Annotated in this window: 1 protein-coding gene; it reads left to right on the forward strand. The window is 31.9% G+C overall.

Annotation, left to right across the window (positions count from 1 at the left end; genetic code table 11):
• Positions 1 to 304: hypothetical protein (locus tag IU405_RS15545; RefSeq protein ID WP_197439537.1), on the forward strand; the 304-nt coding region annotated here is incomplete at both ends.

Raw genomic sequence — 304 nt, forward strand, 5'->3', positions numbered from 1 at the left:
TTCGTATCCTTTTACAAAAGCGAATTATTTATTTGCCAAGTTTTTTAGTGGAATTGTGGTGGTTACTGTAATTGTTTTGTCAATTGCCATTGGAATGATGATTGGTTTTCGTTTTCCGGGAACCAATGCTGATTTGGTAGGTCCTATGCAACTTTCAACATATTTTCAAGCATATTTAGTTTTTATTTTACCCAATATTTTATTGTTTGGTGCCATTGTTTTTGCAGTGGTTACTTTTTCTAGAAATATTGCTGCAGGATTTATTACTGTAATTGTATTGCTTTTTGTGCAAGGTGTTTTAGAA

Source organism: Polaribacter sp. BAL334, from assembly GCF_015767435.1.
Lineage (GTDB): Bacteria > Bacteroidota > Bacteroidia > Flavobacteriales > Flavobacteriaceae > Polaribacter.